This window comes from Variovorax sp. V35, from assembly GCF_041154465.1.
GTDB classification, from domain to species: Bacteria; Pseudomonadota; Gammaproteobacteria; order Burkholderiales; family Burkholderiaceae_C; genus Variovorax; species Variovorax boronicumulans.
On sequence record NZ_AP028666.1, the window covers coordinates 3,755,687 to 3,780,047 of the forward strand.

Annotated in this window: 23 protein-coding genes; 15 read left to right on the forward strand and 8 right to left on the reverse strand. The window is 69.1% G+C overall.

What is annotated here, in order from left to right; all coding sequences use genetic code 11:
• Positions 1-80 precede the first annotated feature (80 nt).
• Positions 81-1,007, forward strand: coding sequence for a folate-binding protein YgfZ (locus tag ACAM42_RS17410; protein ID WP_070060618.1), 927 nt, complete (start codon positions 81-83; stop codon positions 1,005-1,007).
• 147 nt (positions 1,008-1,154) lie between these two features.
• On the forward strand, positions 1,155-2,084 hold the full coding sequence (locus ACAM42_RS17415) for a hypothetical protein (protein WP_369632778.1): 930 nt from the start codon (positions 1,155-1,157) through the stop codon (positions 2,082-2,084).
• Positions 2,085-2,102: 18 nt separating this feature from the next.
• Here ACAM42_RS17415 and ACAM42_RS17420 read toward each other — a convergent pair whose 3' ends face one another.
• The 3 genes from ACAM42_RS17420 to ACAM42_RS17430 are packed head-to-tail and all read right to left on the reverse strand — an operon-like array spanning position 2,103 to position 4,821.
• Entirely contained in the window at positions 2,103-2,987 is an 885-nt protein-coding gene (locus ACAM42_RS17420) for a YbgC/FadM family acyl-CoA thioesterase (RefSeq protein WP_095947637.1), read from the reverse strand.
• A complete protein-coding gene (locus ACAM42_RS17425) occupies positions 2,984-3,898 on the reverse strand; it encodes an alpha/beta hydrolase (protein WP_159278324.1) in 915 nt (304 codons plus the stop codon). Before ACAM42_RS17425 ends, ACAM42_RS17420 begins: the two co-directional genes overlap by 4 nt.
• A 50-nt stretch (positions 3,899-3,948) precedes the next feature.
• Positions 3,949-4,821 carry a 2-keto-4-pentenoate hydratase gene (locus tag ACAM42_RS17430; protein ID WP_369628858.1) on the reverse strand — a complete coding sequence of 291 codons (873 nt, stop codon included), beginning with the start codon at positions 4,819-4,821 and terminating at the stop codon, positions 3,949-3,951.
• A gap of 63 nt (positions 4,822-4,884) precedes the next feature.
• On the opposite strand from ACAM42_RS17430, the gene ACAM42_RS17435 reads away from it, so the two are divergent.
• From ACAM42_RS17435 to ACAM42_RS17465, 7 genes are all read left to right on the forward strand, one after another.
• Positions 4,885-6,021: an iron-containing alcohol dehydrogenase gene (locus ACAM42_RS17435; protein ID WP_095947634.1), complete on the forward strand. Its 1,137-nt coding sequence runs from the start codon at positions 4,885-4,887 to the stop codon at positions 6,019-6,021.
• A 175-nt stretch (positions 6,022-6,196) separates the two neighbouring features.
• Positions 6,197-8,539 carry a type VI secretion system Vgr family protein gene (locus tag ACAM42_RS17440; protein ID WP_369628859.1) on the forward strand — a complete coding sequence of 781 codons (2,343 nt, stop codon included), beginning with the start codon at positions 6,197-6,199 and terminating at the stop codon, positions 8,537-8,539.
• Positions 8,540-8,562: 23 nt separating this feature from the next.
• Positions 8,563-9,000, forward strand: a complete 438-nt coding sequence (locus tag ACAM42_RS17445; protein ID WP_369628860.1) for a hypothetical protein — start codon at positions 8,563-8,565, stop codon at positions 8,998-9,000.
• Between the two features lie 6 nt (positions 9,001-9,006).
• On the forward strand, positions 9,007-11,664 hold the full coding sequence (locus ACAM42_RS17450) for a DUF2169 domain-containing protein (RefSeq protein ID WP_369628861.1): 2,658 nt from the start codon (positions 9,007-9,009) through the stop codon (positions 11,662-11,664).
• Positions 11,661-12,785 (forward strand): pentapeptide repeat-containing protein, encoded by a 1,125-nt coding sequence (locus ACAM42_RS17455; protein WP_369628862.1) that lies wholly within the window; start codon positions 11,661-11,663, stop codon positions 12,783-12,785. The genes ACAM42_RS17450 and ACAM42_RS17455 overlap by 4 nt, the downstream gene beginning before the upstream one ends.
• On the forward strand, positions 12,782-13,468 hold the full coding sequence (locus ACAM42_RS17460; protein ID WP_369628863.1) for a DUF3540 domain-containing protein: 687 nt from the start codon (positions 12,782-12,784) through the stop codon (positions 13,466-13,468). The genes ACAM42_RS17455 and ACAM42_RS17460 overlap by 4 nt, the downstream gene beginning before the upstream one ends.
• A 21-nt stretch (positions 13,469-13,489) precedes the next feature.
• Positions 13,490-13,876 carry a DUF4150 domain-containing protein gene (locus tag ACAM42_RS17465; RefSeq protein WP_056580973.1) on the forward strand — a complete coding sequence of 129 codons (387 nt, stop codon included), beginning with the start codon at positions 13,490-13,492 and terminating at the stop codon, positions 13,874-13,876.
• Between the two features lie 16 nt (positions 13,877-13,892).
• On the opposite strand, the gene ACAM42_RS17470 is transcribed toward ACAM42_RS17465, so the two are convergent.
• The 5 genes from ACAM42_RS17470 to ACAM42_RS17490 all read right to left on the reverse strand — a co-directional run bounded on the left by ACAM42_RS17470 (position 13,893) and on the right by ACAM42_RS17490 (position 20,347).
• A complete protein-coding gene (locus tag ACAM42_RS17470; protein WP_159272713.1) occupies positions 13,893-14,879 on the reverse strand; it encodes a tripartite tricarboxylate transporter substrate binding protein in 987 nt (328 codons plus the stop codon).
• 95 nt (positions 14,880-14,974) lie between these two features.
• Positions 14,975-16,051, reverse strand: coding sequence for a phospholipase (locus ACAM42_RS17475; RefSeq protein WP_369628864.1), 1,077 nt, complete (start codon positions 16,049-16,051; stop codon positions 14,975-14,977).
• 40 nt (positions 16,052-16,091) lie between these two features.
• Entirely contained in the window at positions 16,092-18,467 is a 2,376-nt protein-coding gene (locus tag ACAM42_RS17480; protein WP_070060629.1) for a Tex family protein, read from the reverse strand.
• Positions 18,468-18,546: 79 nt separating this feature from the next.
• Positions 18,547-19,461 (reverse strand): sensor histidine kinase, encoded by a 915-nt coding sequence (locus tag ACAM42_RS17485; protein ID WP_369628865.1) that lies wholly within the window; start codon positions 19,459-19,461, stop codon positions 18,547-18,549.
• A gap of 91 nt (positions 19,462-19,552) precedes the next feature.
• Complete coding sequence (locus tag ACAM42_RS17490) at positions 19,553-20,347, reverse strand: response regulator transcription factor (protein WP_062472928.1); 795 nt, start codon at positions 20,345-20,347, stop codon at positions 19,553-19,555.
• Between the two features lie 379 nt (positions 20,348-20,726).
• On the opposite strand from ACAM42_RS17490, the gene ACAM42_RS17495 reads away from it, so the two are divergent.
• The 6 genes from ACAM42_RS17495 (at position 20,727) to ACAM42_RS17520 (ending at position 24,357) form a co-directional block, all read left to right on the forward strand.
• Positions 20,727-21,419: a hypothetical protein gene (locus tag ACAM42_RS17495; RefSeq protein WP_062472930.1), complete on the forward strand. Its 693-nt coding sequence runs from the start codon at positions 20,727-20,729 to the stop codon at positions 21,417-21,419.
• A gap of 78 nt (positions 21,420-21,497) precedes the next feature.
• The gene (locus ACAM42_RS17500; RefSeq protein ID WP_369628866.1) at positions 21,498-22,538 is read left to right on the forward strand and encodes a hypothetical protein; all 1,041 of its coding nucleotides are present in this window, start codon (positions 21,498-21,500) and stop codon (positions 22,536-22,538) included.
• A gap of 23 nt (positions 22,539-22,561) precedes the next feature.
• Entirely contained in the window at positions 22,562-22,900 is a 339-nt protein-coding gene (locus ACAM42_RS17505; RefSeq protein ID WP_062480212.1) for a hypothetical protein, read from the forward strand.
• Positions 22,901-22,991: 91 nt separating this feature from the next.
• The gene (locus ACAM42_RS17510; protein WP_070060632.1) at positions 22,992-23,501 is read left to right on the forward strand and encodes a hypothetical protein; all 510 of its coding nucleotides are present in this window, start codon (positions 22,992-22,994) and stop codon (positions 23,499-23,501) included.
• A gap of 56 nt (positions 23,502-23,557) precedes the next feature.
• Entirely contained in the window at positions 23,558-23,920 is a 363-nt protein-coding gene (locus ACAM42_RS17515) for a GIY-YIG nuclease family protein (protein ID WP_369628867.1), read from the forward strand.
• On the forward strand, positions 23,917-24,357 hold the full coding sequence (locus tag ACAM42_RS17520) for a MarR family winged helix-turn-helix transcriptional regulator (protein ID WP_369628868.1): 441 nt from the start codon (positions 23,917-23,919) through the stop codon (positions 24,355-24,357). The genes ACAM42_RS17515 and ACAM42_RS17520 overlap by 4 nt, the downstream gene beginning before the upstream one ends.
• Positions 24,358-24,361 lie beyond the last annotated feature (4 nt).

Consider the following 24,361-nt stretch of genomic DNA (forward strand, 5'->3'; position numbering starts at 1 on the left):
GCGGGAACGGCCGGCCCCGTCGCTGCGACGGGGAATCCCTGCCGCCCCGAAGGAACAGGCACGGCCATGATAATTCAGCGATGACCACAGTCGTTCTCAACGGGGTGAGCACCCTGCCCCACCTCGGCGTGATCCGCGCCGAAGGCCCCGATGCCGCCAGCTTCCTGCACGGCCAGCTCACGCAGGATTTCTCGCTGCTCGGCGCCACCGAGGCCCGCCTGGCGGCGCTCTGCACGGCCAAAGGCCGCGTGATCGCCAGCTTCATCGGCATCCGCCCGCAACCCGAACTCATCCTGCTGGTGTGCAGCCGCGACATCCTGGCGGCCACGCTCAAGCGCCTGTCGATGTACGTGCTGCGCGCCAAGGTCAAGCTGACCGACGCCACCGAGCAGTTCGCGCTGCACGGCGTGGCCGGCACCGCCCTGACCGCCAACGGCCTCGATGCGGCCCTGCCGCCCGGTCGCCGCACGGCCATCGGCGAAGACATCAGCGTGGTGTCGCTGTACCCGGCCGACGGCGTGCCGCGCGCGCTGTGGATCGCGCCGGCCGACCAGAAGGCGCCCGTGGGCCCGACGCTCGACGCCGCCCTGTGGCCCTGGAGCGAGGTGCGCAGCGGCATCGTCACGCTGACCACGCCGGTGATCGAGGCCTTCGTGCCGCAGATGATCAACTACGAGTCGGTGGGTGGCGTGAACTTCAAGAAGGGCTGCTACCCCGGCCAGGAAATCGTGGCCCGCAGCCAGTTCCGCGGCACGCTCAAGCGCCGCACCTACCTCGCGCAGACCGACGCGCCGCTGGCCGCGGGCCAGGAGGTGTTCGCGGCCAACGACGCCGAACAGCCCGTGGGCACCGTGGCGCAGGCCGCGCCCGCGCCCGACGGCGGCTGGTCGGCGCTCATCTCGATCCAGATCGCCGCACTCGAGGCCGGCGGCCTGCATGCGGGTGCGCCCGGCGGACCGGCGCTGTCGGTCGAGCCGCTGCCCTACCCGCTGCTCGAAGACATCTGATTTCCCCTGCGTCCCTGCCTTCTTTCCGGGGGCGCTTGGCGCTGTCTCACCGACAGCGCCATTTTTTTTGCGCGACGCTTAACCCCGTTCGCGAGGCCCCGCCGTAGAAGCCTGCATCGATCCACTCCTGGCAAGGAAGCCACCATGATGCAGCGCAGACTTCTTCTCACCACCGTCCTGGCCCTGACCGCGCTGTCGGCGGGGGCGGAAAGCCCGATGCGGCCGTACCCCTCCGGTGCCAGCCGCATCGGCGGGCTGATGAACATCAGCATCGTCGACCGCACGAGCGGCGCCGAGCTGCCGATCTACCGCCACCGCGGCGAGTACTGGGTGGCCGGCCGTCCTGGCGCGCGCTATGCGATCCGGGCGCGCAACGCGATGGGCGAACGCATCATGGCCGTGATGTCGGTGGACGGCGTCAACGTCGTCACCGGCGAAACCGCCGGCGTCGGCCAGAACGGCTACGTGTTCGGCCCGCGCGAGCGCAGCGACATCGCGGGCTGGCGCAAGAGCGATTCGCAGATCGCGGCCTTCGAATTCGCCGCCGCCGGCAATTCCTACGCGAGCCGCACCGGCCGCCCCGACGACGTGGGCGTGATCGGCGTCGCGATGTTCCGCGAACGCCGGCCGGAACCGCCGCCGCCGGTCGTGACGCCTTATCCGTCGCGCGACGAGTACAGCGGCGGCAACAGCAACCGCGAACGGCGCAGCGAGGCGCCGCCGGCACCGTCGTCGATGGGCGATGCGCGGGCCAAGGCAGCCCCGCCCGCCGGCAACGCCGGCAATGCCGACATGGCCGCCGAGTCGTCCGCCGGCGCCATGGCCCGCCAGTCGGCGCCCAGCCCGAGCCTGGGCACGGCCCACGGACGGCGCGAGACCTCCTACGTCGGCAAGACGACCTTCGAGCGCGCCAGCTCGCAGCCCGACGAGGTGATCCGCATCCGCTACGACAGCCGCGAGAACCTGGTCGCCGCGGGCGTCATCCCGGTGCCGCAGCGCTGGCCGCGCCCGTCGGGCCCGTCGCCCTTCCCGGGCTCGGACCCCGGCTACGTGCCGGACCCGCCGGCCCGCTACTGAGCGCAGGCGCTGCTGCGCTCAGCGCAGCGCGCGCCGCATCTCGATGTGCGCGATGCCGGCTTCCTCGAAAGGCTGGCCGTGCACTGCGTAGCCCAGCCGCGCATAGAAGCGCTCGGCGCTGCGCTGCGCGTTGAGCGCCACCTCGCGGTCGCCGCGTGCGCGGGCTGCCTCTTCGAGCGCCTGCACCACGGCCGCGCCGTGGCCGCCGCTGCGCAAGGTGCGGTGCACCGCCATGCGGCCGATGTGCGACACGCCGTCCTCGGCGGGCAGCAGCCGGCCGGTGCCGATGACCTGGCCGAGCCGGTTGCGCGCCACCGCGTGCAGCACGACGGCGTCGTGCGCGTCCCACTCCAGTTCCTTGGGAATGTTCTGTTCCTCGATGAACACGGCGCGGCGCAGCGCGCTCGCGCCTTCGCCGAGCGTGGCCCAGTCGCCGGTCTCGACGGTGCGCATCGGCTCGCCGGCCTCGAAGGCCGTCAGCGTCTCGCGCAGGGCCGCGGGCACGGGCTTCGAGGTCTGCGTGGCCGGGTCGGCGAACACGTAGACGAGCTCGCAGCCCACCAGGAATTCGTCCTGGCGGAACAGGCCGCCCTGGAAAATGATCGACGAGTTGCCGATGCGCGCGCACTTCATGCCCACGTCGATCACGTCGTCCATGCGGGCCGAGGCGCGGAAGTCGATGGTCGCCTTGCGCACGTACAGGTCGCCGCCCAGCGAATGCATGGCCTCTTCGTAGGGCAGCGCCATCGCACGCCAGTAGTCGGCGATGGCGGTGTCGAAGTACATCAGGTAGTGCGCGTTGAAGACGATCTTCTGCATGTCCACCTCGGCCCAGCGCACGCGCAGGCGGTGGAAGTAGTGGAAGTCCTCGCGGCGGACCGGGGTGTTGTTGTTCTCGCTCATGGGTTCAATGCCTCTTTCAGTGCGCGGGCCGCGTCGTTCTGCGCCTGCAGCGCTTCGGGAATCGCGCGGCCCATCTTGATGAATTCGTGGATCACGCCACGGTAGATTTCCAGGTCGACCGCCACGCCCGCGGCGCGCAGCTTGTCGGCGTAGGCGATGCCTTCGTCCACCACCGGGTCGGCCTCGGCCAGCCCGATCCAGGCCGGCGCCACGTCGTCGACGTCGTCGGCCAGCAAGGGCGCGAAACGCCAGTCGTCGCGGTCCGCGGGCGTGTTCACGTACTGGGCGAAGAAGAAGTCGATCATGGCCTTGGTCAGCAGCGGGCCGTCCACATGGCGTCGGTGCGACTCGGTGTCCTGGTGCGCGGCCATGCCGGGGTAGATGAGCAGCTGCAGCGCCACCGGCAGGCCGGCATCGCGCGCCAGGATGGCGCACACGGCCGCCAGCGTGCCGCCCGCGCTGTCGCCGCCCACCGCCAGTCGCGTGCCGTCGAGGCCCAGGCTCGCGCCCTGCGTGGCGATGAACTGGAACGCGTCCCAGGCATCGTTCGACGCGGTCGGAAACTTGTGCGCGGGCGCGAGCCGGTAGTCGACCGACACCACCGCGCAGCCGCTCTTGAGGCTGAGCACGCGGCACAGCGTGTCGTGCGTGCGGATGTTGCCGACCGTGAAGCCGCCGCCGTGGAAGTACACGAGCACCGGCAGCACCTCGGCCGACGGCGCATACAGCCGCGCGGGAATGGCGTGGCCGTCGCGCGCGGCGATGTGGAAGTCTTCGATGCGCGCCAGCTCGGGCTTGGGCACCTCGAGCACGCCCGCGCCTTTTTCGTACGAGGCCTTGGCTTCGTCGGGCGTGAGCTGGTCGAGCGGCGGATGGCCCGCGCGCGCCATGCGCTCGACCACGCCGGCCATCTTCGGGGTGAGTGCGGGTTGCGCGAGGCGGTTCGCTGTCGTGGTCGTGCTCACTTGAAAGACACCACCACCGGTTGCATGCGCGACAGCCCTTCGTAGCTCACCACCACCGTCTGCCCGGCCTTGGGCGGCAGCAGCGGCGAGAACGAGCCCAGGCTGATCAGGTCGCCCGGCTTCAGCGCGATGCCTTCCTTGGCCAGCGCGCCGGCCAGCCACACCACGGCATTGAGCGGGTGCTCGAGGATGTCCGATCCCTTGCCGGTCGCCAGCTCCTTGCCCTGCCCGTCCTTCATGACCACGCGCATGTCGCGCAGGCTTTCGAGCATCCAGGACTGGCCGTCGGCCGTGGCCGGCACATCGACCGGCAGCCCGCGCACGCCGAGCCGCGCGCCGACGTTGATCGCCGCCACGCCCGGGCCGTTGAGCTTCGAGGGCGTCTGCACCGCGAGGTCGGGCAGCTCGATGAAGGGAATGAGCTGGTCGATGTTGGCCAGCACCTCGGCCGGCGTCTTCGCCTTGTGGATGTCGGCACTCTTCACGCGCACCAGCATGTCGGCCTCGAACAGCGGCCGCGCGCCGAAGGCCGCATCGACCACCGCGCCGCTGTCCAGCAGCATGCGCTGGTAGAGCACGCCCCACACCGGCTGGTCGTAGTTGAAGCGCTTTTGCACCGCGGGGTTGGTGAGGCCCGCCTTGTAGCCGACCACGTCACCGAGGTTGCGCGCATGCAGCACGTTGAGCTTGGCGCGCGTGCAGGCCGCGTCGGCCTCGCTGAGGTTCTCGATGTCGGCGGCGGGCGTGCGCGCCGCCTGCGCGGCGGCGAAGTCGGCCACCTGGGTGTCGCTGAGGCAGGCGGCGTGGACCGAGGCGGTCAGCAGCGCTGAGCCCAGTGCGACAGACGCAAGGGTTTTGTTGGTGGGCAAGAATGTCCCCTCTTGTTAGATTCGAACGGTCAGCAATCGTACTGCCCTCGGGCGTTCCCCCTCATGGCCCTCATCCAATACCTCACCCAGATCCAGTTCGAATTCGGCGCCATCAAGCTCCTGTCGAGCGAGTGCGCGCGCATCGGCATCAACCGCCCCCTGATCGTCACCGACGCCGGCGTGCGCGCGGCCGGCGTGCTGCAGAAGGCGCTCGACGCCATCGCCGATCTCGAGGTCTCGGTGTTCGACCAGACGCCCTCCAACCCGACCGAGGCCGCGGTGCGTGCCGCCGTCGAGCTGTACCGCAGCGGCCGCTGCGACGGCCTCATCGCCGTGGGCGGCGGCTCGGCCATCGACTGCGCCAAGGGCGTGGCCATCGCGGCCACGCACGACGGCCCGCTCAAGACCTACGCCACCATCGAAGGCGGCTCGCCCAAGATCACCGAGCGCGCGGTGCCGCTCATTGCCGTGCCCACCACCAGCGGCACCGGCAGCGAGGTGGCGCGCGGCGCCATCGTCATCGTCGACGACCACCGCAAGCTGGGCTTCCACAGCTGGTTCCTCATGCCCAAGGCCGCCATCTGCGACCCCGAGCTCACGCTCGGCCTGCCGCCCCGGCTCACGGCCGCCACCGGCATGGACGCCATCGCGCACTGCATGGAAACCTTCATGTCGGCCGCCTTCAACCCGCCGGCCGATGGCATCGGCCTCGACGGCCTGGAGCGCGCCTGGGGCCACATCGAGCGCGCGACGAAAGACGGCAGCGACCGCGAGGCGCGCCTGAACCTCATGAGCGCATCGATGCAGGGCGCCATGGCGTTCCAGAAGGGCCTGGGTTGCGTGCACTCGCTGAGCCACAGCCTGGGCGGCGTTGATCCGCGCCTGCACCACGGCACGCTCAACGCCCTCTTCCTGCCGGCGGTGATCCACTTCAATTCGGGTGCCGAGTCGGTGCAGAAGGAACAGCGCTTGCAGCGCATGGCGCAGGCCATGCACCTGGACTCGGCCGGCGACCTCGGCCACGCGATCCGCGACATGAACGCGCGCCTGGGCCTGCCCAAGGGCCTGGCCGAAGTGGGCGTGACGCCCGCGATGTTCGAACAGATCATCGACGGCGCCATGGCCGACCACTGCCACAAGACCAACCCGCGGCTGGCCACGCGCGACGACTACAAGGCGATGCTCGAAGCGTCGATGTAAAACCTTTGCGTCACTCCTGCTGCGCAGGCGTGCATTCGCTTTCACAAAAGGCCGTTTCGACGGCCTTTTGCATGTGCCGCGTCATGGATGTGACACGCGGCGTTTTCATACTGGCCTGGCCCCATCTGCAGAGGCTTCGCATCCGTGAAAGCCCGAGGGGTCAGGGAAGTGTCGAATGCCGCGTACCGTCCAAGTCCATACCGTCCTGAGCGCCGAACAGCTCAAGTTCCGCGCGATGCGGGGGCACGAAGGACTCTCGCAACTCTTCGAGTTCGAGGTCGACATGGTCAGCACCAGCTTCAACCTCGACCTGAAGCGCCTGCTCGGCACCTCGCTCACGCTGGCCATTGCCGACGACGGCACAACGCGCCACCTCAACGGCACCGTGGTGCGCTTCGAGCTCGTCGGGCGCGCCAACGAAACCGGCCGCCACTACATCTACCGCGCGCTCGTGCAGCCCTGGCTGTGGTACCTCACGCGCACCACCGACTGCCGCATCTTCCAGAACCAGAGCGTGCCCGAGGTGCTCGATGCGGTGCTGGGCAAGTACGGCTTCCAGTTCGAGAAGCGCCTCACGGGCAGCTACCGCCCCTGGGAGTACTGCGTGCAGTACCAGGAGAGCGACTTCGCCTTCGTGAGCCGCCTCATGGAGCACGAAGGCATTGCGTACCACTTCGAGCACAGCAATGGCTCGCACCTGCTGGTGCTGGCCGACGACACGGGCGGCTACCACCCGCTGCCGGGCCACGCCCGCATTCCCTACCGCCCGCGCGACCGCGTGGTGAATGCGCTGGAGCCCTGCATCGACCGCTGGCGCGTGGCCGAGCAGATCACCTCGGGCCGCGTGATGCTCGACGACTTCGACTTCAAGAAGTCGCGCGCCTCACTGCAAAGCGTTCAGCAGGACCCCAAGGGCCACGACCACGCGACCTACGAAGTCTATGAATGGCTCGGCGGCTACAGCGAGCACCAGCAAGGCGACGCCTACGCGAAGATCCGCCTGCAGGAGCTGCAATGCGCGCACGAGCTGGCCTCGGGCCACACCAACGTGGTGGGCATGGCGCCGGGCCACCTGTTCGAGATGACGCACTGCCCGCGCGAGGCCGACAACCGTGAGTACCTCGTCACCGGGACGCGCTACGACCTGCGCGAGCCCGAGTACTCGACCGGCGGCAGCAGCGAATCGGTGTGCGAGTTCGACTTCACCGTGCTGCCCTCGGCCGTGCCCTACCGCCCTGCGCGCACCACGCCGCGCCCGCGCACCAATGGCCCGCAGACCGCCACCGTGGTCGGCCCTGAAGAGATCTGGACCGACCGCTTCGGCCGCGTGAAGCTGCAGTTCCGCTGGGACCGCTACGGCCAGTCGGACGAGAACAGCTCGTGCTGGGTGCGCGTGTCGAGCAACTGGGCCGGCGCCAACTACGGCACCATGCACATGCCGCGCGTGGGCCAGGAAGTGATCGTCGATTTCATCGGCGGCCAGCCCGACCGCCCCATCATCACCGGCCGCGTCTACAACAGCGACCAGATGCCGCCGTGGGAACTGCCCGCCAACGCCACGGCCAGCGGCATCCTCACGCGCTCCAGCACAGGCGGCGCAGCCAACCAGGCCAACATGCTGCGCTTCGAGGACCGCGCAGGCGCCGAGCAGATCCTGCTGCACGCCGAGCGCAACCTCGATGTCGAAGTGGAAGCCGACGAGACCCACACCACCGACGGCACCCGCACCACCCTCATCAAGGGCCACGAGTCGGCCACCTACCAGGACGGCGAGACGCGCGACATCACCGCCGGCGCGACGGAAACCATCACCGGCGGCGACACGCGCGACGTGACGGGCGGCTTCAGCGAAACCGTGAGCGGCGGCGTGACGCAGCGCATCACGGGCGGCAAGACGCGCACGCTCAGCGGCGGGCTGAACGACACCATCTCCGGTGGCGTGACGCTCGCCATCAGCGGCGGCTTCAACGGCACCATCGACGGGCAGGAAATCCGCTTCGTGAGCGCAGGCCGCAACGACACCATCAACACGTCGAACACCGTGCATGTGAACGGTCCGTCGAACACTACGGTGACCGGCCCCACGGTCCACACCTCGCCGGACGTGACCTTCAACACCACGAACCACATCCACAACACGACGCAGCACGTGATCAACACCAACGTCTACAACACGACGTCCAAGGTCTACAAGAACATCACGAACGACTACACGAACAACTCGAAGACCTACATCAACAACTACGCCAAGAGCAACGACTGGCGCTGGTACCGCGCGGGCGGCGTGGGGGCGCGTTTCTCGGCGGTCGGGCTGGCGCTCGACCTGTGGGGGCTGCGCCAGCAGAACTACATCCTCAACTCGCAGTTCTCGGGCATACGGCTCGACGTGGCGGTGTTCCGCTCGCAGAATTCGGCGACCGAGATCGAGGGAAAGATGCTCAAGGTCGCGAACATCGGCATGAAGATCGCCAGCGGCGGCCTGGCCTTCGCCGCCAAGGCGATGACCGTCAAGGTCTGAGCCGCCGACCGATCGCATCGCCAATGCCCATCTGGGAACAGGTCCTCTGGAGCGTCTTCGCCGTGATGATGGGCGGGGCGTTGCTGGCCGGCGTCGCGGTGGTCGTCACCGCCACGCGCGAGCAGCGCAGGTACACGCAGGAACGGCGCATCGGTGAGCGCCTGGGCCTTGCCGGCGTGGCCACGCACGGCGTGGTGGCCCAGGTGCGGCGCTCCGAACACCAGCTCACCAGCCCGGGCAGCCACGGCCAGTGCATGGTCGCGCTCGAATTCACGCTGCAGATGCCGCCCTCGTCCCCGGTGCCGAGCGTGGTGCTGCGCACGCTGGTCGACGAGCTGCTGCTGCCCCGCCTCGCGGTGCCGGGCGCGACCCTGCACCTGGTCCAGGACCCGGCGCATCCCGATGTGGTGTCGGTCGACCGGCAGCGCACGCCGCTCGAAGTGGCGCCCGCACGGAGCTGATCCCCATTGAAAACCGTCAAGCCGCTGCGGCTGAGCGTCATCACGCGCCCCTTCCTGCGGGGCCGCCAGCAACGCCTGGGCGTCACGCTGATGGGCATGGTGTCGATGGACGCCGCGCCCGTGCTGCTGCCCGAGCCGGAGTTCTGGAAGATCGCCGCCGAAGAACTCGGCCCCACCGACGCCATCGACCTGGGCATTCCCAAACCCCACGCCGAGTTCCTGGCCACCGGCCATGCCTACACGCACCATCAGGACGACAAGACCGCCTGCGCCGTCGCGATGCGCGTGGGTGAGCTTTCGCGCCAGCTGCTGGTGTTCGGCGACCGCTTCTGGCTCGACGGCCGTTCCACCGCGCCGCAGCCCTTCGAATCGATGCGGCTCGACGCCACGCGCGCCTACGGCGGCCCCGGCTTTGCCGAGAACCCGCAGGGCATCGGCCACGCGCACGAGACCGTCAACGGCCTGCAGGTGCAGCGCCTGCCGAACATCGAAGACCCGCAGCAGCGCATCGACCGGCCTGACCGAGAGACCGAGCCGGCCGGTTTCGGCCCGATCGAGCTGACCCGGCCCAGCCGCATGCGCCTCATCGGCCGTCAGTACGACGGCCACTGGCGCGAGCACCTGTTCCCCGGTTTTTCGGAAGACATGGACTGGGGCTTCTTCAACGCCGCACCGCCGCAGCAACGCTGGCCCGCGCGCAACCACATCCCCGGCGGCACGCCCTACGAGATCTGGCACATGCACCCCACGCAGTCGGTGCAGCGCGGGCGTTTGCCCGACTGGCGTGCGCGCGCCTTCATCGCGCGTCGAAGCGGTCGCGGCCGCGAGCCGGAGCAGTTCGACGAGGTGCCCATGCGCCTCACCACGGCCTGGTTCTTTCCGCACCGCGCGCAGGTGGCGCTGATCCACCACGGCGAAATCGACATCGTGGAAGACGACGCCGACGACGTGACCCATGTGATGCCCGCCATCGAAGCCGCGGGCGATGCGCCGCGCCCGCTGGCGCACTACTTCGCCCTCCTCCAGCGCCGCTGCGATCCCGAGACTGGCGCGCTGCATGCCGCCCGCGACGACGAGCTGCTGCCCGCGCAGGCCATCGGCCCGTGGCTCGACACCCTGGACGACGGCGACGAATCCGCATTGGTGCGCAACATGCGCGAGCGCGGCGACCGGCTGCGCGCGGACCTGATGCAGCAGGCGCGCGAGGCCGACCACGATCCGCGTCTGCTGCGCGAACGGCCGCTGCCCGAGCCTTTTCGCAAAGCACCGACGCTCGCCGAGCTGCCCGAGTTCATCGAGCGCACGCGGCGCTTCACGCAGGACCAGCGCAAGGCGCTCGACGACGGGCGGCGCGAGCTGAAACGTGCGGGGCAACTCAATGCGGCCGAGTCACGCCAGGTCGGCTTCGACTCCGCAGAGCTGGTCTCGAACATCGACCGCACCACGACCAAGGGCCCGCCCGCTTTCGACGCGCAGACCGTGCTGCAGGGCATGTTCGGCATCGCCGCCGCCACGGGCACGTCCGCGCTGCCGCCCGCGCAGCAGCAGGCCTTCGCGGAGGTGGTCGAGAAGGGCCAGCGTGGCTTGATCGACATGTACCGGATGGGCGCGCAGCACCAGTCGCCCGCCGACGTGCTCGAAGGCGAACGTGCCGTCGAAGCGCGCCAGCGCGTGCATAACGCCATGACCACCACGAGGGACTTGTCGGAGATGGACCTCACCGGCGCCGACCTGTCCGGCATGGACCTGCGCGGCGCGCGCCTGCACCGCACGCTGCTCGAACACGCGAACCTCGAAGGCGCCCGGCTCGATGACGCGGATGCCACCGAGGCCGTGCTCGTGCGTGCGCGCCTCACCCAGGCCTCGCTCGCGGGCTGCGTGCTGCACCGCGCGAACCTCAGCCTGGCCCGTTGCGTCCGCACCGTGTTCACCGGCGCGCAGCTGCACCACACCACGCTCGAGCAGACGCACTTCGAGCACTGCGATTTCTCGCAGGCCTCGCTGGAGCACCTGACCGTGCTCGGCCTGCAGGTCGACCACTGCCGCTTCGATGCAGCGCGCCTTTCCTACGTGACTTTCCTCGAACAGACCCGCCTGCAGGACTGCAGCTTTCGCAACGCCACGCTCCACAAGGTCGGCCTGATCTCGTGCATCGCCGAGCGGCTCGACTTCAGCGCGGCCCGGCTCGAAGCCTGCGCCTGGGCCCACACGCCGGGCGACACCGGCATTGTCTTTCGCGGCGCCACCCTGCACACCACCTGCTTCGTCGGCACCAGCAGCCTGCGCGCCATGGACTTCGAAGACGCGACGCTGGTGCAATGCGGCCTGCGCGAGATGCCGCTGGACGGCGCGCGCTTCGTGCGTGCCACGCTCGACACCTGCGACCTGTCGGCCTGCAGCCTCACGGGCGCCGACCTCAGCGGCTGCGATGCGCCCGAAAGCCTTTTCATCCGCGCCGACTTCACGCAGGCCTCGCTGCGCGGCGCCAACCTCATGCATGCCAGCCTGCAGAAAGCCCGCCTGGTGCGCACCGACCTGCGCGAGGCCAACCTGTTCCGCGCCGACGTCTCGCAGACCCTGATCGACAGCGTGACCGACACGCACGGCGCGCACCTCGAACAGGCCAAGACCCTCCCGCGCCGCGCCGCGGACCCGGCCCGATGACGCCGGCCGAGCTGGCAGCGAAGCTCCGCGGCGGCGACCACCTCCAGGACCAGGACTTCCAGGGCATGGACTTCGACGGCATGGACCTGCGCGGCGGCAGCTTCGGCGCCTGCGATTTCCGTCGGGCGAACCTGCGTGGCGCGCGGCTGGGCGAATCGGTGTTCGACAGCTGCCGCTTCGACGACGCGGTGCTCGACAGCGCCGACCTGCAACATGCCGCCTTCCACCGCTGCGCCCTGCCCCGCGCGCGCCTGCAGTCTGCGGCGATGGCCCACGCCGTCTTCTCCGAGGCCGACCTGAGCGGCGTCGACATGAGCGCGGCGCAGGCGGGCCAGGCCACCTTTCACCAGAGCACGCTCGACGGCGCGGGCTTCGGGCGTGCGGACCTCACGAAGTCGGTGTTCGGCGAATGCCGCCTCGACGGCACGCGCTTCGACGACACGGCGCTGAACACCACCGTCTTCTACCGCGCGGCGTTGCGCGGCACGCACTTCAAGGGCGCGAGCTTCCACAACGTGATCTTCGGCGAGGCCGACCTCGCGGGGCAGGACTTCTCGGCGCAGTCGTTTCATCTGTGCCAGTTCATCGACGCCGACCTCACGGGCTGCAACTTCGCCGGCGCGCGCCTGAGCCAGTGCAATTTCAAGGGCGCGAAGCTCGCAGGCGCGGTGCTGTCGGGCGTGCAGGCGCCGCAGTGCCTGTTTCCCGAAGCCGACCTGCGCCGGGTGGATGCGCGCGGCGGGCATTTCGACCAGAGCCTGTGGGTCGGTGCCCGGCTCGACGACGCCGACCTGTCGGATGCGCGGCTCGAACAGTGCGTGTTCCACCGCGCGAGCTGCCGCCGCACCGCGTTCGCTCGCAGCCACCTCGTGTACGCGGATTTCTCCTACGCCGACCTCGCCGATGCCGACCTGCGCGGCGCCACCTTCCACCGCACCCAGATGCACCGGGCAATCGAGACCGGCGTGCGCTGGAGCGACCGCCTCGGCGTGCTCGACAGCGACCCCGCGCTGTTCGAGGCCGAGCGCTTTTCCGCCGCCCGTGCGAGCCGCCCGCAACGCGCCGGCCGCGACACCTTCGGCCGGCCGCTGCCGTCCGATCCACAGGACACCCCGCCATGAATCACCGAGTCCTTCGCGAACCTGTTTCGCCGTCGTCGGATATGCCCGAGACCGAGATGCACGCGCTGCTGCGCAAGCCGCTGCCCGCGGTCGCCGCACCGGCCTGGACCGGCAGCGCGCTCGGCACCGTCGTGCAATCGCTGCCCGACGGCCGCTTCGTCGTCGAGCCGCAGACAGGCAGTGCGCCCTGGCATTGCCCACGCGCCGCGAGCTGCCTGTTGCAGCCCGCCGTGGGCGATGTCGTGCTCGTGGCCGGGCCGCAGCGCGACCAGCTGTTTCTGATCGCAGTCGTCACGCAGGTCGACCCCAGCCAGTCGCAGCTCGTGGCCGAGGGCGACCTCACGATCCGCTCGCGGCGCGGCGGCATCGCGCTGCAGGCCTCCGCGTTCGCACTTCAGGCCGACAAGGCCACCGTCGACATCACCGACATGGCCTACCGCGGCGCCGAGGTGCGCGTGACCACGCTGGTCGCCCGCTTCGTGGGCCGCACGCTGGAGACCGTGCTCGACCGCCTGAGCCTGCTCACGCGCTCGAGCTTTCGCCTCACCGAAGAGGTCGAGCAGGTGCGTGCGGGCCAGATCGACATGCAGGCCTCGCAAAGCCTGCGCCTGCACGCCAAGAACACCTTCGTCACCAGCCAGGCGCTGGTGAAGGTCGACGCCGAACAGATCCACATGGGTTGATATCGACAAGGAGCCAGAACCATGTTCGCCAACGCACAGATGATGGGAATGGACCTCGCGTTTCCCGATGTCTGCAAGACACCGCCCGCGCTGCCCGTGCCCTACCCCAACATCGCGCTCGGGCCGACGGCCCTGCCCAACGCCTGGAACATCCTGTACGGCGGCACGCCCGTGCACAACATGGCGACCACCACGCCGATCACCAATGGCGACAACGCCGGCGTGCTGATGGGCGTGGTGTCGCAGACGGTGATGGGGCCGTCGCGCCACATCACCGGCGCCTTCACGGTGCTGCTCAAGGGCACGCCGTGCACGCGCATGACCAGCCTGGCGGTGCAGAACCGCTGCAACATCGTGGGCATGCGCATCGTGCCCAGCCAGTTCAAGGTGCTGGTGCTGGCGCCCTGAAACAGCGTGGGGCCGCTCAGTCGAGCTTGACGCCCGCCGTGCGGATCACCTTGCCCCACTTGGTGGTCTCGGACGCAATGAACGCGTCGAACTCCTCCGGCGTGCTGCCCGCCGGGAAGGTGCCCATGGCATCGAGCTTGGCGCGCGTCTCATCGCTCTTGATGATGCGCGCCACCTCTTCCGACATGCGCTTGACGATCTCGCGCGGCGTGCCCGCCGGTGCCAGCATGCCCGCCCAGGTGCTGCCGGTGAAGCCCGCGAAGCCCTGCTCGATGAAGGTGGGCACGTCGGGCACGGCCGGCAGGCGCTTGTCGCCGGCCACGCCGATCAGACGCACCTTGCCGGCCTTGCCCTGGTTGATGAGGCCCGTGGGCGCATCGAAGAACAGCTGGATCTGCCCGCCCATCAGGTCGGTCAGTGCGGGCACCGCGCCGCGGTACGGGATGTGGATCATGTAGGTCTGCGTGAGCGACTTCCACAGCTCGCTCGTGAGGTGCGCGGCCGAGCCGTTGCCCGACGAGCCGAAGCTCACCTTGCCGGGATGCTTGCGTGCGTAGTCGATGAGCTCGCGCGCGGTCTTGAACGGCGCGTCGTTGTTGACCGCCGCCAGCAGCGGCGACACCCCCATCAGCGACACGCCCACGAGGTCCTTGCGCGGGTCGTAGGGCAGCTTGGGGTACAGCGTGGTGTTGGCCGTGTAGGCCGCGATGACGACGCCGAAGGTGCTGCCGTCGGGCGCGGCCTTGGCCACGGCATCGACGCCGATCAGGCTGTTGGCGCCGGGCTTGTTGTCGATCACCACCGGCTGGCCGAGACGCGTCTGCAGGCCTGCCTGCACCAGCCGCGCCATCTGGTCGGTGAAGCCGCCCGGCGTGTAAGGCACGACGATGCGGATCGGCTTGCTCGGCCAGGCGCTCTGCGCGAAAGACGGCGCGGCGAGGCTGGCTGCGGCGGCCGCGGTGGCGAGGGAAAAACGGCGACGGGAGAGCGTGGCGTGCGGCATGGTCGGGAACCCTTCGGATGGCATGGATCGGGCCATTCTCGAAGCGCCCTCCAGCGCCGGCGCTCAGGGTTTGTCCCCGACGGGACAAGGTGAGTTCAGAGCGGCAGGATGTCGCGCGAGCGCCCGTCGTCGCCGAGCCAGGCTTCGAACTCGTCCGACAGGCGCGTCGCCTCGCGCGTGGCTTGACCCCAGGCCGCGATGCGGGCCTGCGCGTCGTTCGCGAAGCGGATGAAGTCCTTGCGGTCGGGCAGCTTGCCGTGGGGCAACGTCTTCACCCACTCGGGATTCGGTGCGAGCACCACCATGCGGTCGAGAAAGCGCGTCGACTTGTGGCGCCAGCGCAGCCCCTTGTCGAGCCAGCCCGGCACCACGGCCTGCTGGAAGTGCGGGTACAGCACGATGCCTTCGTCGGCAGGCTGGTAGTCCAGGTGCAGGTGGTAGTCGGTGATGCCGCCGTCCCAGTAGGCGCCGCGCGGCGCGCCCGGAATGTCGTGCACCGCCGCCAGCAGGAACGGAATGGAACACGAGGCCTGCAGCACGCGATTGAAGTTGGCCTCGCTCAGCGCGTGCTGGCGCGTGCGGAAGTCGGTCGTGCCGAAGGGCAAGGCCGCGCCGGGCGTGGAGAACACGCAGCGCTCCAGCCAGGCGCCCAGGCTCTTGCGGTGCAGGCTGTTGCTCGCGAAGGCGCCCAGGTAGCCGACCGGCGTGCGCGCCCTGCCCTCGCGCCCCAGGATGTGGCGCCCGCGGGAGGTCACCACATGCAGCCGGTAGCGCGCATGGCCCAGCACCTCGCCGATGCGTCCGCCGTAGAAGGTGTCGAGGCTTTCCGCGAAGCGTTCGCTGAGCTGGTGCGGGCTGAGCCGTTTCTGGCCCGGCGGCACTTCGAACTGCTGGCGCACGTAGTCGTGCTCGAAGCGCCCGAAGGCCGCCTCCGGGTCCGCCAGGCAGGCCGTCGCCAGCCGCCACGCGCCGATCGACGCACCCACCAGGTCCACCGGCTGGCTCGACTGCGTGAGCCAGCGCCCGAAGATGAAGCGATCGAGCGGCCCGAGGATCAGCCCCTTGGGCCCGCCGGCCGCACCGGGGACGGTGCGCACGTCCTGCGGGCGCAGGCCGTGCTGCTCGATGTGCTGGCGGGCCGCGGGGCCGGCGTAGATGCGCAGGGCTTTCATGCCGGCGGTGTCTGCAAGAAACGTGCGGTCCGCGGGGTGCTTACTTGCGCAACCCCTGCAGCTTGGCAAACGCACTCGCCATCTGCCCCGCCGGCTGCGGCGAGTTGTCGCGCCGGCCTTGCTGCTGCTGGCCGCGCCCTGCCCCTTCGAAGCGGTTGTCGCGCGGACCGTCGCGGCGTGCGGGCGCGGCGTCGAGCTTCATCGACAGGCCGATGCGCTTGCGGGCCACGTCGACTTCCATCACCTTGACCTTGACGATGTCGCCGGTCTTGACGACTTCGCGGGCGTCGTTGACGAACTTATGGCTCAGCTGGCTCACGTGGACCAGGCCATCCTGGTGCACACCGAGGTCGACAAAGGCGCCGAACTGGGCCACGTTGCTCACGGTGCCTTCGAGGATCATGCCCTCGGTGAGGTCGGAGATGTCGTCCACGCCGTCGTTGAAGCGCGCCACCTTGAAGTCGGGGCGCGGGTCGCGGCCGGGCTTCTCGAGTTCGCCCAGGATGTCCTTGACCGTGATGACGCCGAACTTCTCGTTGGCGAACAGCTCGGGCTTGAGGGTCTTGAGCATGTCGGCGCGGCCCATCAGCTCGGCGATGGGCTTGCCGGTCTTGACGATGATCTGCTCGACCAGCGGGTACGTTTCGGGGTGCACGCCGGTGATGTCCAGCGGGTCGGCACCGTCTCGGATGCGCAGGAAGCCGGCGCTCTGCTCGAAGGCCTTGGGGCCGAAGCCGGTCACGTCGAGCAGCTGCTTGCGGGTGGAGAACGCACCGTTGGCCTCGCGCCAGCGCACCACGGCCTTGGCCACGCTGGCCGACAGGCCCGACACGCGGCTGAGCAGCGGCACGCTGGCGGTGTTCAGGTCGACGCCCACCGAGTTCACGCAGTCTTCGACCACGGCCTGCAGGGTGCGCGCGAGTTCGCTCTGGTTCACGTCGTGCTGGTACTGGCCCACGCCGATGCTCTTGGGGTCGATCTTCACGAGTTCGGCCAGCGGGTCCTGCAGGCGGCGCGCGATGGAGGCGGCGCCGCGCAGGCTCACGTCCACGTCGGGCATTTCCTGCGAGGCGAATTCGCTGGCGGAATAGACGGACGCGCCGGCTTCGCTCACCACGACCTTGTCGACCGTCATTTCGGGCGCACCGGCCTGCGCGGCCATCTTGGCCAGCAGCTTGATGAGGTCGCCGGCCAGCTTGTCGGTCTCGCGGCTGGCGGTGCCGTTGCCGATGGCGATGAGGTTCACGCCATGCTTGGCGCACAGCTTGCCCAGGGTGTGCAGCGAACCTTCCCAGTCCTTGCGCGGCTCGTGCGGGAACACGGTGGCGGTCTCGACCAGCTTGCCGGTCGAATCGACCACGGCCACCTTCACGCCCGTGCGGATGCCGGGGTCCAGGCCCATCACGACGCGCCGGCCGGCGGGCGCGGCCAGCAGCAGGTCGCGCAGGTTGTCGGCGAACACCTTGATGGCGACCTTTTCGGCGTCTTCGCGCAGGCGGGTGAACAGGTCGCGCTCGGTCGACAGCGCGAGCTTCACGCGCCAAGTCCAGGCCACGCACTTGCGCAGCAGGTCGTCGGCCGGGCGGGCCGCGTGGCTCCAGCCCAGGTGCAGCGCGATCTTGCCTTCGGCGATGCTGGGCTTGCCCGGCTCGGGTTCGACGGGCAGCACGAGCTTGGCGTCGAGCACCTCGAGTGCGCGGCCGCGGAACACGGCCAGGGCGCGGTGCGAAGGCACGCGGCCGATGGGTTCGTCGTAGTCGAAGTAGTCGCGGAACTTGGCGATGTCGGCGTTGTTCTCGTCCTTGCCGGCCATCAGGGTGGACTTGAGCAGGCCTTCGTTCCAGAGCCATTCGCGCAGGCGCTGCACCAGCACGGCGTCTTCGGCCCAGCGCTCGGAGAGGATGTCGCGCACGCCGTCGAGCACGAGGGGCACGGTGGAGAAATCGGGGCCCGGCTTGCCGTCGTCCAGCGTGGTGGCGGGCTGCAGGAAGGCCTTGGCCTCGACGGCCGGGTCGAGCGTGGGGTCGGCCAAGAGCTTGTCGGCCAGCGGCTCGATGCCGAATTCGCGGGCGATCTGGCCCTTGGTGCGGCGCTTCTGCTTGAACGGCAGGTACAGGTCTTCGAGTTCCTGCTTGGTGGGCGCGAATTCGATCGCGGCGCGCAGCTCGGGGGTCAGCTTGCCCTGCTCGTCGATGGCCTTGAGCACCGCCACGCGGCGGTCTTCGAGTTCGCGCAGGTAAGACAGCCGGGCTTCCAGTTCGCGCAGCTGGATGTCGTCGAGGCCGCCCGTGACTTCCTTGCGATAGCGGGCAATGAACGGAACCGTGGCGCCTTCGTCAAGCAGTTCGACGGCGGCCTTCACCTGGTGCTCGCCGACCTTGATTTCAACGGCGAGCTGGCGAATGATTTTCTGCATGTCTTGAGCGCGTCCCTGGCAAAGCGCGGAAGTTTGCCATAGGCGACGAGGCCCCCCGCCGGGCACCGGCGCGGGATGGTTACAACGTGCTCTCGGCCGGCGCCGCGACCGCCGACTGCGGCAGCACTTCGCCGGGCATCACGAGCCGGATGCGCAGCCCGTGCGGCGCTGCGTCCATGACGGCCAGCTCGCCGTGCAGCGCATCGGCGCGCTCGCGCATGCTGCGCAGGCCCTTGCCGCCCGGTTCGCCGGCCGCCGCATCCAGGCCGCGCCCGTCGTCGAGCACTTCGAGCACCAGGCCGTGCGAGCGTTCGCGCGGGCCGAAGCGCACCTCCACGCGGGTCGCCTGCGAGTGGCGCAGCACGTTGGACAAGGCCTCCTGCGCGATGCGGCACAGCTGCATCGCGGCCTCGGGCGACAGCGGCGGCGCCAGCACCACGTCCTGCACGTTCCACACGAGCGTGATGCCGAGCCGGTCGAACGCCGGTTGCAGTCGGTAACGCAGGTGGCCCAGGCGCTCGCCGATGCTGGTGTCGGCCTGGTCGTCGAGGGAGTCGACCGTCATCTGCAGCTCCAGCAGGCAGGCCTGCAGGGCCATCGACAGTTCGCGGGCGTCGGCGGAGCGCGGGTCGTAGCTGGCCATGAGGGCCACCAGCCGCGAACCGACGCCGTCATGCAGGTCGCTGGCGATGCGGCGGCGCTCGGCGAGCACGGCCTGCGCCTGGCGGTAGCGCACGAGGCGGCGCCGCGTGAAATACCAGGTGGCCACGATCATGCAGAGCACGGCGACGTTCACCCCCTGCAGGGCCCAGAAGGCGGCCGGCACCTCGGTACCCAGTGTGGTGATCGCCGAGGTCGCGCGAATCACCTGCCCGACCACCGGCGTCAGGTGCAGCGCGAATGCGAGCCCCACCCACAGCAGCATCCGCTGGCGCGAGGCACGCGGCCACAGCCAGATCAGGAGCACACACCAGGCGGCGATCGAAAGCCACACGAACTGGTCCTCCAGGAAATACGGCGGGAGCGGGGGCGCGGGCGCGCGCATGGGTGGCTCCGCTGCGAACGCGGCGCGCCCGAAGCGCGCCCTAGAGCAGCCCCCGGTGCGAGGCGAAACTCACGGCCTGCGCGCGGGTATGGGCGTGCAGCTTGCGGTAGATGTTCTTGACGTGCGCGTTAACCGTCTGGGCACTGATGGTGAGCTGCAGCGCGATCTCTTCCGTCACATATCCCGTGGCTACAAGTCGCAACACTTCGCGCTCCCGTGCCGACAGGGTCGCCTTGCTGTCCGGCGGGCGCACCGGGCTCGGATTGGCGCGCTGGTGGTCCAGGTGAACGAGCAGCCGGCGCGCCAGCCGGGGGGTGATGGCAGCCCCGCCATTCACCACCTGCAGCACGGCCTGGGCATAGCTCTGGAACCAGGCGTTCTTCACCAGGTAACCCGAGGCGCCGAGCTCGAAGGCGTGCAACACCTGGGGCTCGTCTTCCAGCGCGGAAATGACGATGATCTCGGCCGCGCTGCGGTGCTTCTTGGCCTCTTCGATGAGCTCGAATCCGCTGCCGTCTCCGAGGCGGATGTCGACCATGAGCACATCGAATTCATGCTGCATCAAGAGGCGCCTTCCCTCGCGCAGGGAACCGGCCTGGCCTTCGAGCTGGATGCGCAGATCGCCCAGCAGTTCCTGGGCGATGACACGGCGGACAAAGGGGTCGTCGTCGACGAGCAGGACACGAACGGGCTTGGTTTCCTGGCCCGTGAGGTAGTCCGGCCACGGCAGGGTATCCGCCGAGGGAGCCAGCAGCCCACCGAACTGGCCGGGATTGGAGAATTTCCTAGCGCCACCACCGACATCGGTCAATGAAATGTCGAGATCGTTTTCCATTTAAGCCCCCTTGTCACAGATAAAAGTCGCGACTTCGTGAACAAAAGTTAATCGATTTCTACTCTTTTTCCGGCTATCGGCTTTTTTGATTACCTTGGTTTCTTTCGGTTGCAATATTGCCAGATTGTGAACCAAAGTGATAGTTCCCACGAGGGGAACAGGGCCTAGAACCGGCTCTCTGCCAACGCCCAAAACGCCCTCGGGCATTGCTTTCGCCATAGCCTTGCACTACCCAGCCTGAGGCATTTTTCGATCCCTTCCCCCCGCTGAAACTGCATCCCGGTCGCAACGGAATCCATTCAATCCGTGCTCGCTGACCGTCGCTGATGGCCGGATTCCCCGGCGATCGGGTTCGTTTCAACACTATCGAGGAAGCATCATGAAGAAGACTCTTATCGCCATGGCAGTGGTTCTCGTGGCTGGCATCGGGACCGCAACCGGCAGCAGCGTGGCGCTCGCCGTCACCAACACCACGACCGGCTCCTCCAGCTCGGCAGGCTCGGTCGCCGCCAGCTCCGGAACGGGCAGCGCACTGAGCTACAACGCTGCCAGCTCCACCTCGTCGGCCACGGCCAACGCGGCGGGCGGCGCAGCAGGCAATGCCTTCCTGCGCGTCGGCGGCGCCACCGCCAGCGGCTCGGCCACCACGCAAGGACGCGTGACCAGCGTGGCAGCAACGACCGGCAACGGCGTGGCTGCAGGCGGTGCGAATGCACAGGCCAATGCGACCTCGAGCGCCAATGCGAACTACGCCGGCGGCGGCGCCAACCCCGTGAGCGGCTCTGCAGGCGGCGCAGCCGGCTCCACCACCAACAACACCGCAGCCACCGCTGCAGGTCCTGGCGGCGGTCTGGCCGTGGTGACGCGCACCTCGGGCACGACGGCCGGCTTCAGCGCCAATTCGGGCGCGGTCAACGGCATCGTCAACGGCACGACGACCTCGGCCACGTCGGGCTCGACCGGCGGTTCCACGGGCGTCATCAACTTCGCCGTGGGCAACGCAGCGGGCTTCAGCAACGGTGGCGGCACCGCCGGTGGCGCGATCTCCGGCGCAACGGCCAACGCTCCCTGAGCGATCCGGACCATCGGTTGTTGGACCAGAAACGGGGAGGGGCACGCCCCTCCCCTGCTTCCCAAAGGAGTCGAAAAAATGAAAACATTGATTGCCCTGACCTTGCTGGGCCTGTCCGCCGGCGCCTTGGCGCAGACCACGGCGGGTGGCGCCAACAACCAGTCGCAGAGTTCAGCCACCACCAACGCCCAGGGCAACACCCAGGCGGTGAATTTCAACAGCTCCGCCCCCTCGGAAGTCACCTCCCGGGCCACGGTGGACAGCAACAGCACACAGAACATCAACAACACGGGCGCGACGACCAGCACCGTCGACTACCGTGGCAGCTACACCGTCAAGAACGTGCCCTCCGTGAGCGGCCCGAACCTGACGACCAGCAACGACACCTGCATGGGCAGCACCAGCGCCAGCGCCAACGGCGCAGGGGTCGGGCTGAGCTTCGGCACCACCTGGACGGACGAACACTGCAAGCGCCTGAAGATGAGCCGCGAGCTCTGGAACAAGGGCATGAAGGCAGCGTCGCTGGCCATGGACTGCATGGACCCGGCGGCCCAGGCGGCCCTGGAGATGACCGGCTCGAAGTGCCCGCAGTCGATGACCGCCGAAGAGCGCGTGAGCGCGTTCGGACCGCAGGCCTCGTCGGCCGGCGCGCCCGTGGCGGCACGTCCGGCGGCGCCGGTAGCGCCCGTGGCCGCGGCTCCAGCACCTGCGCCGGCCCCCGTGGCGGTGGCCGTGCCCCAGCCGGTGGCGCCCGTGGCACCTGCAGCGCCTGTCGCGTTGGCGCCGGCCCCGGCACCCGCGCCGGTCGTGGCGGTGCAGCAGCCTGCCGCACCGGCCACGCTGGTCGAGGCGATGCCCATGGCAGCCCCGGTGCAGGAACAGCCGGCGCCGCAACCCGCGCCGGCCGCGACCGCCGTCCCGGTGTCTGCGCCGGAAGTGGCACCGGCCCCCGTGGCCGCAGCGCCCGCCGAAGAAGCCGCGGCACCTGCGGCGGAGCCGGCGCCGGTCATGGCGAGCGCCGTGGCCCCGCAGCCGGACATCCTGGAAGCGCGCATCACGCGCCGCCTGCCGGCTGAACCGGCCGACGAGGTGGCTTCGGCACCGGCCGACGCGCAATGAGGTCGGCTCTGGAGTCCATCACCATGAACACCAGGACCGTTCCTCTCTGGCTGGCCGCCTGTTGCGTGGCGACGGCGTCGGTCGCCGCCACGCCGATCATCCGCATCGAGCGGATGCCCATGGGCAGCGGCCTGCAGAACGCCAGCGGCACGGAAAACGCCGAGCCGGTGGGCGACTACGGCGTCTGGCACGTGCCGCAGTACATGCCGGGGTTCCCGACCTCGGCCACCATCTGGCCGCGCGTGGTGATCATCCAGTGCAACGTCACGCGGTGCAGCGGCTACGAGGTCACGCCCGAACTGGGCCGGGGCGAATACCTGTTCTTCCGGCCCGCGGAAGACAGCAGCGTCGGCCGCAAATAGACAGGCGCGCAGACGCCGCTTTTTCGAACGATGCGCCGCCGGGTCCGCAAGGTCCCGGCGGCGCGCGGCCATGTGCGGATACCCTTCGCGCATGCACAACCCCCTCGTGCGCGCCTTGCGCGCCCTGTTTCGCGCCGTTGCCACCACGATCCTCGTGCCGGTGCTGCTGTTCGAGGAATGGGGCTGGGCCCCGCTCGCGGCGCTGGTCGCGCGGCTGGCGCGCCTGCCCTTCTGGGCGCGGCTAGAGAACCTGCTGCGCGCACTGCCGCCCTGGGGCGCGCTGCTGGCGTTCTTCGTGCCGATGCTGCTGCTCTTTCCGGTGAAGCTGCTGGCGCTATTCCTGTTCGGCCGTGGCCACGCGTTCAGCGGCATGGCTGTGCTGCTGCTGGCCAAGCTCGCCGGCACGGCCGTGGTCGCGCGGATCTTCCAGTTGGTCGAGGGCTCGCTGATGCGCCTGGCCTGGTTCGCCCGCTGGTACCCGCGCTGGAAAGCATGGAAAGACAGCGTGCTGACGCGGGTGCGCGAAAGCCGCCCCTGGCGCATCGTGCGGGCGGTGCATCGGCGGGTGCTGCGCGGCTGGCACCGGCTGCGCGCCGAGTGAATTTATTTTTACCCGGGTGTATTGTGTTTTATATTTTGCCCGGGTAATATTTGGAGATGAATCCATCTCCTTCCACCCGACGTACCCTCGTCAAGCAATACAAGGACAGCGTGCGCCCCGCTGGCGTCTTCGTGATCCGCAACCTGACGGACGGCCGCGTCTACGTGGCCGGCAGCCTCGACGTCGAAGGCGCCATGAACCGCGCCCGCTTCGAGTTGAACCTGCGCTCGCACCGCAACAAGGCATTGCAGCGCGACTGGGTCGCGCAGGGCGCGACGCACTTCGGCTTCGAGGTGATCGACCGGGTGAAGGAGCGCGACGACCCCGCCTTCGACCGCGCGGCGGAGCTGGAAAAGCTGCTGGAGCTCTGGCGCGAGGAACTCCAGTGCACCACTGACAAGGGCTACAACACGCCATGAGCACCGACGCACTGGGTTTTTGCCTCGACCTCGGCCGCGCCCACGCCAGCCTGAGCCTGAAACTCAACGAGGACCTGGGCGCCTTCCACGGGCTGGACTACGACGACTTCACCCTGCTCCACCTGTTGCTGCGTGCCGGCAACGGCGCCATGCCGATGACCGAGCTCGCGCACACGCTGGGGTTGCCAATGTCGGCGCTCATCCGCAAGATGGTGCTGCTCGAAAAGACCGGCTTGGCCGAGCGCACGACGGGACCCGATGACGACCCCCAGCGCCATGCGAATATTCGCAGCGGCGGAAAGAAGTTGATGCAAGCCGCCATCACCACCGTCGAAGCGATCTGCGTCGATGCCGTGAAATCGCTGGACCCGCAATGCCTGCCAGACCTCCATGCCGCGCTGCGGGTGCTGTGCGATCACGACACGCCGCACGCCTGAACCG

Bases quoted from the DNA above. Each gene is read 5' to 3' on its own strand.
- ACAM42_RS17410 (WP_070060618.1), top strand. From the start codon at position 81: ATGACCACAGTCGTTCTCAACGGGGTGAGCACCCTGCCCCACCTCGGC.
- ACAM42_RS17515 (WP_369628867.1), top strand. From the start codon at position 23,558: ATGAATCCATCTCCTTCCACCCGACGTACCCTCGTCAAGCAATACAAG.
- ACAM42_RS17470 (WP_159272713.1), bottom strand. From the start codon at position 14,879: ATGCCGCACGCCACGCTCTCCCGTCGCCGTTTTTCCCTCGCCACCGCG.
- ACAM42_RS17520 (WP_369628868.1), top strand. From the start codon at position 23,917: ATGAGCACCGACGCACTGGGTTTTTGCCTCGACCTCGGCCGCGCCCAC.
- ACAM42_RS17415 (WP_369632778.1), top strand. From the start codon at position 1,155: ATGCAGCGCAGACTTCTTCTCACCACCGTCCTGGCCCTGACCGCGCTG.
- ACAM42_RS17445 (WP_369628860.1), top strand. From the start codon at position 8,563: ATGCCCATCTGGGAACAGGTCCTCTGGAGCGTCTTCGCCGTGATGATG.
- ACAM42_RS17490 (WP_062472928.1), bottom strand. From the start codon at position 20,347: ATGGAAAACGATCTCGACATTTCATTGACCGATGTCGGTGGTGGCGCT.
- ACAM42_RS17475 (WP_369628864.1), bottom strand. From the start codon at position 16,051: ATGAAAGCCCTGCGCATCTACGCCGGCCCCGCGGCCCGCCAGCACATC.
- ACAM42_RS17480 (WP_070060629.1), bottom strand. From the start codon at position 18,467: ATGCAGAAAATCATTCGCCAGCTCGCCGTTGAAATCAAGGTCGGCGAG.
- ACAM42_RS17425 (WP_159278324.1), bottom strand. From the start codon at position 3,898: ATGGCCGGCGTGGTCGAGCGCATGGCGCGCGCGGGCCATCCGCCGCTC.
- ACAM42_RS17500 (WP_369628866.1), top strand. From the start codon at position 21,498: ATGAAAACATTGATTGCCCTGACCTTGCTGGGCCTGTCCGCCGGCGCC.
- ACAM42_RS17455 (WP_369628862.1), top strand. From the start codon at position 11,661: ATGACGCCGGCCGAGCTGGCAGCGAAGCTCCGCGGCGGCGACCACCTC.
- ACAM42_RS17495 (WP_062472930.1), top strand. From the start codon at position 20,727: ATGAAGAAGACTCTTATCGCCATGGCAGTGGTTCTCGTGGCTGGCATC.
- ACAM42_RS17510 (WP_070060632.1), top strand. From the start codon at position 22,992: ATGCACAACCCCCTCGTGCGCGCCTTGCGCGCCCTGTTTCGCGCCGTT.
- ACAM42_RS17440 (WP_369628859.1), top strand. From the start codon at position 6,197: ATGCCGCGTACCGTCCAAGTCCATACCGTCCTGAGCGCCGAACAGCTC.
- ACAM42_RS17465 (WP_056580973.1), top strand. From the start codon at position 13,490: ATGTTCGCCAACGCACAGATGATGGGAATGGACCTCGCGTTTCCCGAT.
- ACAM42_RS17435 (WP_095947634.1), top strand. From the start codon at position 4,885: ATGGCCCTCATCCAATACCTCACCCAGATCCAGTTCGAATTCGGCGCC.
- ACAM42_RS17460 (WP_369628863.1), top strand. From the start codon at position 12,782: ATGAATCACCGAGTCCTTCGCGAACCTGTTTCGCCGTCGTCGGATATG.
- ACAM42_RS17505 (WP_062480212.1), top strand. From the start codon at position 22,562: ATGAACACCAGGACCGTTCCTCTCTGGCTGGCCGCCTGTTGCGTGGCG.
- ACAM42_RS17420 (WP_095947637.1), bottom strand. From the start codon at position 2,987: ATGAGCGAGAACAACAACACCCCGGTCCGCCGCGAGGACTTCCACTAC.